General features: G+C 45.1%; 6 protein-coding genes and 1 pseudogene. 6 read left to right on the top strand and 1 reads right to left on the bottom strand.

All coding sequences use genetic code 11. The features are described from left to right. The first annotated feature begins 568 nt into the window (after positions 1–568). From bchD to ispD, 5 genes are all read left to right on the top strand, one after another. Positions 569–2,566 carry a magnesium chelatase ATPase subunit D gene (gene bchD, locus O9323_RS07240; RefSeq protein ID WP_288124891.1) on the top strand — a complete coding sequence of 666 codons (1,998 nt, stop codon included), beginning with the start codon at positions 569–571 and terminating at the stop codon, positions 2,564–2,566. 364 nt (positions 2,567–2,930) lie between these two features. Next, positions 2,931–3,434: a hypothetical protein gene (locus O9323_RS07245; RefSeq protein WP_016516745.1), complete on the top strand. Its 504-nt coding sequence runs from the start codon at positions 2,931–2,933 to the stop codon at positions 3,432–3,434. Between the two features lie 10 nt (positions 3,435–3,444). Beyond that, on the top strand, positions 3,445–4,335 hold the full coding sequence (locus O9323_RS07250; RefSeq protein WP_002737362.1) for a hypothetical protein: 891 nt from the start codon (positions 3,445–3,447) through the stop codon (positions 4,333–4,335). A 444-nt stretch (positions 4,336–4,779) separates the two neighbouring features. Then, the gene (locus O9323_RS07255) at positions 4,780–5,178 is read left to right on the top strand and encodes a DUF1824 family protein (RefSeq protein ID WP_002737278.1); all 399 of its coding nucleotides are present in this window, start codon (positions 4,780–4,782) and stop codon (positions 5,176–5,178) included. 123 nt (positions 5,179–5,301) lie between these two features. Beyond that, positions 5,302–5,982: a 2-C-methyl-D-erythritol 4-phosphate cytidylyltransferase gene (gene ispD / locus O9323_RS07260; RefSeq protein WP_002792529.1), complete on the top strand. Its 681-nt coding sequence runs from the start codon at positions 5,302–5,304 to the stop codon at positions 5,980–5,982. Here ispD and O9323_RS07265 read toward each other — a convergent pair. Continuing rightward, a pseudogene (locus O9323_RS07265) lies at positions 5,977–6,189 on the bottom strand (serine O-acetyltransferase); the annotation flags it as partial. The gene ispD and the pseudogene O9323_RS07265 sit on opposite strands and share 6 nt — an antisense overlap. Before the next feature lie 185 nt (positions 6,190–6,374). Here O9323_RS07265 and O9323_RS07270 point away from each other — a divergent pair. Beyond that, on the top strand, positions 6,375–6,646 hold a 272-nt coding region (locus tag O9323_RS07270; RefSeq protein ID WP_288124892.1), incomplete at its 3' end, for a DUF4164 domain-containing protein.

Consider the following 6,646-nt stretch of genomic DNA (forward strand, 5'->3'; position numbering starts at 1 on the left):
ATGACAATAACGAATTTTACTGGGACTTTTGGTAGAAATTGCTACCGTTTTCTCAGTTATCAGTTAGCAGTTAGCCGTTAGCAGGTGTCAGATTTGAGTTTTCAGTTCACTGATTACTTTTTACTGTTGACTGAGCATTGAAAAAAGCTCTCTGCTCCCTAGGGTTGATTCATTTAAATTAAGTACAGCTGATTTTGAGTCAATAAATTTGACTGAAGATTCTCAAGTTTATCTTTTTCTAATCAAAAGAGTTAGTTACAATAACTAATCTTTAATCCTCTGCCAATATTTATTATGAATAAATTGATAAAGCTTCTTCTCAAGCCACTAAAAGCCTATCTCTCTTGAAATTGTCTGAGAGTACATACTCATTTTACAAAGACAGCGATCGCTTTTACTTTTGATATTCTGATGGGAGAATGAAACAGCCCTACCTTGATAAGGGGGGTGTCTGATAATTTTTAACGCCTACCTACTTAAAATCTGAGTTCGGGAATCAAAAGGGGAAAAGCGCCAGACCAGGGAGCTTCTGTTTTACACTAGAATTTGGCCGCCTGAATCTAGATCTATGCCCACTCTGACCCTCAATTTTCCCCTGACTGCCGTTGTCGGCCAAGAAGCGATTAAATTAGCCCTACTCTTAGCTGCCGTGGATCCCGCCCTCGGGGGTGTGGTAATTGCCGGTCGTCGGGGAACCGCCAAATCAGTCATGGCGCGAGCGATACATTCCTTACTGCCACCGATCGAAATTATCGCAGGTAATGTCTTTAATTGTGATCCCAACAATGCCGACGAATGGGACGATCGCACTAAAGAAGAATATAGCAGTGGAGAGGTCGCCACGGAAGTTATCCGGGCCCCTTTCGTGCAGATTCCCCTGGGAGTCACCGAGGATCGTTTATTGGGTTCCGTCGATGTGGAAGAATCGGTGAAACAGGGGGAACCAGTCTTTCAACCCGGTTTATTAGCCAGCGCCCATCGGGGAATTCTCTACATCGATGAAATTAATCTACTCGATGACCAAATTGCTAACCAATTACTAACAGTTTTAAGCGAAGGACGTAACCAAATCGAACGGGAAGGCATCAGTTTTCAACATCCCTGTAAACCAATCCTGATCGCTACTTATAACCCAGAAGAAGGGGATTTACGAACCCATTTATTAGATAGAATTGCCATTGCGCTTTCTGCCGATGGTGTCCTTAGTTTAGACCAACGAGTAACCGCCGTCAATCAGGCGATCGAGTATGCTGTTTCTCCCACCGCTTTTATCGCCCAATATGCCCAAGAAATCGATGATCTAAAAACCGAAATTATTCTGGCGAGGGAATGGTTAAAAGAGGTAAAAATTAAACCCGAACAAATTAGTTATCTAGTCGAAGAAGCGGTGCGCGGTAGGGTAGAAGGTCATCGCGCCGAGATTTTTGCCGTGAGAGTAGCCAAGGCCGCCGCCGCTTTAGAAGGTCGGGATTTAGTCAGTGCCGATGACCTAAAAAGAGCCGTCGAATTAGTTATTGTACCTCGATCGCTGATTACGCCACCACCTCCGGAACAGGAACAACAGCCACCGCCACCACCGCCACCACCGGAACCGCCCCAAGACGAAAACCAGCAGGAACAGGAAGAAAAAGAGGAGGAGAAAGAGGAAGAAAAAGAGCCGGAACAGCCGGATAATCTGCCAGAAGAATTTGTTTTTGACCCGGAAGGGGTTTTACTGGATCCCAGTGTGCTGTATTTTGCCCAGATGGCCCAGCGTCAGGGGAAATCGGGGGCGCGTAACCTGATTTTCTCGGAAGATAGGGGACGTTATATTAAGCCGATGTTACCCCGGGGCAAGGTGAAAAGAGTCGCCGTCGATGCCACTCTCCGGGCGGCCGCACCCTATCAAAAAGCCCGTCGCTTAAGAAATCCCGAACGTCATGTGATTATAGAAGAAGGGGATCTGCGCTCAAAACGGCTGGCCCGCAAGGCCGGTTCTTTAATTGTCTTTGTGGTTGATGCCTCCGGTTCCATGGCCCTGAATCGGATGCAGTCGGCCAAAGGTGCGGTTATGCGTCTGTTAACGGAAGCTTACGAAAATCGCGACCAGATTGCCCTGATTCCTTTCCGGGGTGAGCGAGCAGATGTACTACTACCGCCGACCAAATCGATTACCCTAGCGAAAAAACGTCTAGAAACCCTGCCCTGTGGCGGCGGTTCCCCCTTAGCTCACGGTTTAACCCAAGCGGTTCATGTGGGGATGAATGCCCGTTTATCGGGGGATATCGGTCAAGTGGTGGTGGTGGCGATTACCGACGGTAGAAGTAATATTCCTTTGGCGAAATCTTTAGGCGAACCGATTCCGGAGGGTGAAAAACCCGATATTAAGGCAGAACTGCTCGATATTGCCGCTAAAATTCGCTCTTTAGGCATCAAACTGCTGGTTATCGATACAGAGAAAAAATTCGTCTCCACTGGTTTTGCCAAAGAATTAGCCCTAAAAGCTGGGGGTAAATATTATCATCTACCCCGGGCCACGGAACAAGCGATCGCATCTATGGCGCGAGGGGCAATTGCGGGACTGTAGCTAGTGGTTAGGGGGTGCAGATCATTTTTCTCAATCTACCATCCCCACCCTAGCTTTAAGCCCTACCCTGTCAGGGTTTTAGACTATTATTGGGCTAGAAACAAATCGCACCCCCAAATGCGAGATGCTTGCACGCAGTTTTTCATACATTTGTATTAATTGAAAAGTTACCGATAATTTCTCGGCGGTGGATATTTCTGTAATCTTGAGATAAACGCCTAAAAATTGGCTATTGACTCGAATTTTGCTGATTTTCTGTTTTTTTTAGTCTGGTGTGGCAGAATCTAGAAAAACTTAACAATAATCAGCAATCAGCGAGAGATATACTACAAACAAACATGAGCAAGTTTTAATTAAGATAACTATGAGCTTTCGATTTGGCAAAATCTTGATAGCAGGGGTATTAGCGACACTTTTGCTAGTAACTTCCTGTGCTAAAGCTCCCTCGCAATTTGACCGGGCGCAACAGGAAAGTACCGCTCGCGGGGCGGCGGCAGTGGTGAAAGAATCCACCTCTGGCGGCAGTTTTAATCGGTTTTTCCCGCCTTCTGGGGGAGGATACGAGCGCGTCTATACCCAGGAGAAAAAAGGCTTTGCTGAGGCAAAACTGAAGCAAGATGGCAAAGTTCTGGCTATGTTAGCCATATCTGACATTAGCAATAATCCCGCCGCAGCCAATAAATTCCAAGACAGTCAAACCACAATCAAAGGTTTTCCCTCTATCGAACAGGGTGCAACCGCCAGCTCCGTTTTAGTCAATAATCGCTATCAAGTCAAGGTTTTATCGCGGGATACGGATTTTGATGCCAGCGATCGCCAAGCTTGGTTGGCTAAGTTCGATTTAGATGGTTTAGCAAAATTAAAGTAAGGAGACATCCGTGAGTAAGCCAATTTTTGAACTGGTGGACAAATTACCGACGAATAATCTCACCGTCAAAGTTCTCAAAACCCTTGATTATGTGGTGCCGGGAGAGTGGGATAACCTAGTCGGGTTTAAAAATACGATTATCAAAGTCACCGGCGAAACCGACGAAAGCATGATCCAACAGATTGGCGATCGCGCCGTTTGGTTGTTTAATGATAAATCCCAGGGCTATCAACGGGCGCTCTGGCTCTACCAAACCATCGACAGCGCCGATAATGCCCTAGCCACTGCCTCTCTTGCCAATGCCGTCGGTGGTAAAATTCCCCTCATGGGCGGTTTAATCGAAAGATTAACCCCTGCCCCCGAAAAAGCGCAAACTATCGATCTAACCTTGAAATTAGTGACCGAATTAGTCGCTTTTTGTCAAATTAATGGCATTCCGGGGGATAGTATCGGGGATTTCGTCGCTTCCCTAGGAGATTATAGCGGCGAATCCCTGATGCGGATGGCGGCGTTAGTTTGTTTGGATGGTTTAATCCCTCTGGGGGGCAGTTTTATCCGCAAAGTGGAATCCACCCTCAGCATTCTCCACCCAGAAGACTTAGAATCTAACTCTACTTTCGGCAGTATTAAAGAATTGATTCCGGGGGGAAATACTGCCAGAAAATTAGACTTTATCGGTCAAAGTTTCGACTCGACTAAAGGTTGGATGAGTAGTTTTGTCAGCGATCGCGATTTGAGCCAGCAGGGATTATTGAGCAAAATTCAGGGATTTATCGACTTTTCTGCCGATAAATTGGTGTATGTTGGGGCATTTCTCGATATGACGACTAATTACTATGAACATACCGGCATTCAAACCCTGGCTCGTCGTTTAATCGAAAGAGCCGTGGCGGAAATTTAACTGCAAGACTCTGAAACAAGCGAAGAAAAAGCTCTAGAAAAAGTTTAGGCTCTTCTAGGTTCTGTGTGATCAGTTTAACTTACATAATGATCGATCGATCTTTGTGTCCTTTGTGTCTTTGTGGTTCGTTCCACCCCCTCGCTCTTGAGAAATGTATCTTAGAATACATTTTACCCACCAAACCTAGGAGAGCCGTGCTTACTTCAGCTATCAAAAAGCAGCGCGTGAAATGCCCGCACAAAATGGAGCGATCAAACAACCCCGATAAATTTTCCTGTCCCCAACCTGATATGATCGAAATTGGCGATCTTACGATTAAGACCAATGCAAAATTTTCCTATCTCTAAACCCCAATGATTTAGGGCTTTTTTACTTGGGAATTTGTCGTTAAGGACAGCAGCATCAGCTTATTTTTTATCTTTAGCCCCGCCTATCTAACCGCTCATGTCTATTGAAGAAGCTTTGAAACTCCTAAAAGAATATGGATGTATTAAACTAAAAATTGCCCAATCTCCTGAAGAAGAAGAAGCTCTAAGACAGGCAATTTTATTGGTTAACCAAGGTTCGGAATCAATTAATTTAGGTATCTGTGCCGATAACAATGAAGAGGGATTTAAAGCTCTGAAAGGTTATCTACAAGCCCTAGGATACCCCCTGCCTAATAGTCTCCCAGAAGACCAGCCAGAACAGGGAGCGGTGTATATTAAATATAATACCCAAAGACAAGCTTCCTATCTCGATTCTTATACGGGAACCTATCGCGGTGTCCTGGTTTCTTGTCAATCAGAAAATGATCAATTAGTCGGTACTTATGGTCACTTTCCCCTCGATTTATTCTCTTAAGAGGGATAGTTTTGGGCTTATTTAAGCTATTAACAATCATCGGCACCCCCCTGATCAAGGGGGGATTAAGGGGGGATCAAAGACCAAATCTATTGAATTCTTAACTTTTTACCTGAAAAAAATATGTATTTGTTAATTCCAGCAGCGGGAATGGGTAAACGGATGGGCAGCGATCGCAACAAGTTACTGCTCACCCTGCACGGAAAACCGCTCCTCGCTTGGACTTTGCTGGCTGCCATGCAATCCAGGGCAATTATCTGGATTGGCATCATGGCACAACCGGAAGACTTTGAGGAGATCCGAGAAATTATAACCGCCATAAATGCCCTTAAACCCGTGCAAATCATCCAAGGAGGCGAAACCAGACAAAAATCAGTTTACAATGGCTTACAAGCCCTGCCAGAGGGGGCTGAGACGGTTTTAATTCACGATGGGGCGCGATGTTTAGCCACCCCCGAATTATTCGATCGCTGTGCTGTCGCTTTAGCCACTTGTCAGGGTTTCATAGCGGCGGTTCCGGTGAAAGATACGATTAAAATTGTCGATAGCAAGGGTTGGATTAAGGATACACCCGATCGATCTCGGTTGTGGGCGGCCCAAACGCCCCAGGGTTTTCAGGTAAAATTATTAAAAGAATGTCATGAACAGGGCCGAAAATTAGCTTGGGAAGTCACCGACGATGCCGCCTTATTAGAAAAATGTGGTTTTCCCGTCAAAATTGTCGTCGGTGAAGAAACTAACTTAAAAATTACTACCCCCGGAGATCTGGCAATTGCCGAATATATTTTAAGTCAACGTTTATAATTTTTCATCTACTTTAACGCCGTCCGGTTTAACAATACGAGCGGGAATACCCACCACCACGCAATTAGGTGGAATATCCTTGACTAGCACTGAATTTGCGCCCACGGTGACATTATCGCCGATGGTAATATTTCCCAAGACTTTAGCGCCGGCGGTAATCCTGACATTATTGCCAATTTTGGGGCGACCGCTTTTATCTTTATAGCCAAAGACCGATTTTGTCCACAATGTAGGGGCGAACTGCGTTCGCCCAAAAGGTACATTATCAAAGCGCAAGTCCCTTATTTATGACAATAAAGTAACTAGAAGTGGCTACTAGGCAAGGCTACGAGCTTTATGATCATAATAAATAGCTGCTCAAAAAACCCGAAAACCCCATAGGAGTTTAGCAAATGTCTAACGAAACTGTAACTTATTCCCTAGAAGCTATCCTGACAAGGATTGAGAGTAAAATCGATAAAATCGATGAACGTCTCACAAAATTAGAAATCGGACAGGCCGAACTCAAAGCAGAGTTAAAGGGCGATATTAAAGTATTAGACGAGAAAATCGAGGGATTAACTACACGGGTTGGTTATCAGGAATTTACCAACCGGGGGATTCTGATAGCTTTGGTGGTGGCCGTCTTGGGAGGTGCTGCTAAACTTTTTGGTTTTTTCCCCAA

Origin of the sequence: Microcystis sp. LE19-131.1A (assembly GCF_027532015.1) — a bacterium.
In the GTDB taxonomy this organism is placed as follows: Bacteria; Cyanobacteriota; Cyanobacteriia; order Cyanobacteriales; family Microcystaceae; genus Microcystis; species Microcystis ichthyoblabe_A.